This window comes from Microcystis sp. M53603_WE2, assembly GCF_030065435.1.
The window spans coordinates 1-3,000 of sequence record NZ_JASJFF010000764.1; the positions used below are offsets into that span (position 1 = coordinate 1).

The 3,000-nt window shown below is 38.2% G+C and carries 1 protein-coding gene; it reads right to left on the reverse strand.

The genetic code is table 11. The annotated features are described in order from the left end of the window. Positions 1 to 864: 864 nt before the first annotated feature. The gene (locus tag PX481_RS16460; RefSeq protein WP_002762625.1) at positions 865 to 2,349 is read right to left on the reverse strand and encodes an IS1380 family transposase; all 1,485 of its coding nucleotides are present in this window, start codon (positions 2,347 to 2,349) and stop codon (positions 865 to 867) included. Between the last annotated feature and the right edge of the window lie 651 nt (positions 2,350 to 3,000).

The following is a 3,000-nucleotide window of genomic DNA, read 5'->3' on the forward strand; positions in this document are numbered from 1 at the left end:
ACTGGAACCGTGGGGGCCTCCGAGGAGACTGTAGATGGGGAGGGGTTAGAGTTCAGGACTCCCAAGGGAGTAGTTTCCCTCGATACACTTAAATCGTCGGAACCTGTTAAATCAAAGGTGATTGGGGAGGCTCCGTCAAAACTCAAAGAATCTTCTAGAGATGACATATCTGTACTCGATAAATTGGAACTTACTTGTGTTGTCTTCATCACCAGGCACACCCCATTGTCCGAAAATTAATCGGTCAATTACTTGGGGGTGTTGAATTTTTTCTGTTTATGGTTAGGGAAAAGGACAAGCCCAACTTTTCTGCCCTAGGCTTAAATTTATTATAGCGGTTCTTGCATCTGTTCGGCACACTTAAACCTTTGCTGATTAAGCTGTTCAGGATCAGGAATGTACCTCTTGTGAATCAGAAACGCTATATACACCTGTTATAGACCTGTAATCCTAAATCCGGCAGGGTAAGCGCATCTTAACAATTCTTGACAAAATCAACTTTATGTGATTTGCTTACCCAGAGAGCGATTCAGGCATATTTGAGGAGAATTGGCCATCTCAATTGTTAAGCAAAAATCGACCAAATGTGAATATTTCGTAACTATTCTGATTGACTGGTATCACTTGAACCCGCATTTCTCACAAACTGAATTAAGAACCTAATTTGGAGGTTAAAAGTTGGTGTTTTTCAAAAATAAGAGAAACCCGCTTAGTTATCAAGGAATAATCTGACTAAACTAATCAAAAAATTCCTGAATTACTGGAAAAATTCCGTCAATTAGGGAAAATGTTCACGACAAAGTTAGCTGAATTTATAAGCAGCCATTTTTAAGACTATTTAATGATCTTTGAAAACTCTTCAACTTATCCAGTTCCCGCTATCGCTTGAATTCTAGAGTAAGCTATCGCTAAAATATCTTGATAGGGACAAGAACTGGCAATTGCGATTAAAATTCTTCTGACACTAACAGTAATTCTAGCTCCTAATTTAAGGAAATTAAGGCGAATTGTTCCCACTGTCGCTTTGGCAAAAGAAGTTTTAGCCAAACAATTTTGACGAAAAGCTTGCATTAAAACATAAGCCATTGATGACAACCAAAGTCTTAATTGATTACTCTCAAATGTCTGTGTCGAAGTCCGGTCAGCAAATAATTCTAATTGTTGCTCTTTAATTCGATTTTCCATCTCCCCTCTGGGGCAATATTTTTCAGTGTAAAGTTTAGATGGGGGAATCTTTGATGCAGGTAAAGAAGTCACAACGTGGCGAATTTTTACGCCCTCACTACCAGGACAAACTTTTGTCACCACTCTTCTTGAACGGCTCCAGGATTTTTGGGTTTGATAACATAGGGAACGATACCAAGTCGATTCTGGTACCAATTTCGCCAATTCTCCTAACTCTTCATCGGGAGAAAATAACGTCTCCATTAATTCAGTAACTGGCTGAAGTCTTTGCTCGTAATCTGCCTTAGCTTTCTCAATTACATCGGTCGCTCGTAATTTTAATTGACTATTCGTTGCCATTGCTAAAACATAATCAACTCCTGCTTGACTTTCGCAAAATTTCATGATATCTTCACGGGAATAGGCACTATCTCCTCGTACTAATATCTGCGTATCTGACCATTTTTCTCGAATTATACCGATTATTCGCTGCAATTCTTCTAATGCTCCCCCAGCAGGCTCTACATTAGAAGACCGGAGTTTAGCTACTAATAAATGATGCTCACAGAAAATATACAAAGGAGCATAACACACTCCTTTATAATAAGTATTGAAAAACGCTCCCTCTTGATTTCCATGCACTGGGTCATCGGTGACATCCATGTCTAAAATAATTTGTTTCGGTGGCTTTTTGTAGGATTCTAGAAAGATGTCCACAAAAGCTTTTTCAATTTCTTTGGGGTTAGGCTCGATTTTATGGTAACGACTGTTCTCTTGATTGATGACTGTTTCCGGACAATATTCTAGTCGATTAATTGTACTTTTTCCCGCTAAATTTGCTTGGGCTGAGTCAATAAAATTTAGTTTTTTCAATGCTATTGCTAAAGCTGGATCATGACGTAATTTATCATGATCATTGACATCCTCATATCCCAAAACTATCCCATAAACTCTTTGTGCGAGTAGTTGATGAACTGAATAATCTAGATATGATGAATTTCGATAATCTCGAAAACATTCGGCAAACCGAGCCGTTATTTTTAGCTTTTGGTCTAACTCTGCCATCAAAATAATTCCTGCATCTGAGGTGATTTTTCCTCCCTCAAAATTAGCGATTACTTGTCTTCCATTGAGTTTTCCAAAATTTAATTGATTGAGTGGAGACTGGTCTGAACTAGGAGTCATAAACTTGACATACTTTAAATAGTTTTAATCATTAAATTATCGCAAGCTTTTGACTTCATTCTCTACTTAAAATTGAGACTTTATCAACTAATTAACCTAAAAATACGCATTTTAAATTTGTTCTTTTTTCAAGGTCTAATTGATGATGAGCTTAAGTTGAATCCTAACAACACACTGTCGTTTTTGCTACAAGGCGATCACCCAGTCAAAACCCAGATTTTGTAAGGCTTCGGGGGTTAGTGATCGTACTTTTTGTGAGAAATGCGGGTTGAAATGCCCACACAGCAAGCGGTTCACAAAATTGGCTAATTGTCAATAGCGTTTGAGATGCTCTCACCCTGCTAAATCCGGTTATTAAAAACCGATTATTTATTACCTCTTTTCCCTTTTGCCTCTTGCATGAGTGCCTTATCTCAACAAGCAATTTAAATGCGCGGGCAGCTTACCTTTCGAGAAAAAATTTTTTTGCACAGGGAGTCCTTACAATAGAAAAGGGAACACACAACCAAATTGCTGGTATTTTTCCTCTGGGCATGGTGGCGCAGTTTATAGAATTTAGCTGGAATTTATGAATCATTTTCTGCATTCTTTCACTGTTTTTCCTGATTCTGCCCGAAAATCTCGCTCTTACTCCCTGGGTAAACTGCGACG

Bases quoted from the DNA above. Each gene is read 5' to 3' on its own strand.
- PX481_RS16460 (WP_002762625.1), bottom strand. From the start codon at position 2,349: ATGACTCCTAGTTCAGACCAGTCTCCACTCAATCAATTAAATTTTGGA.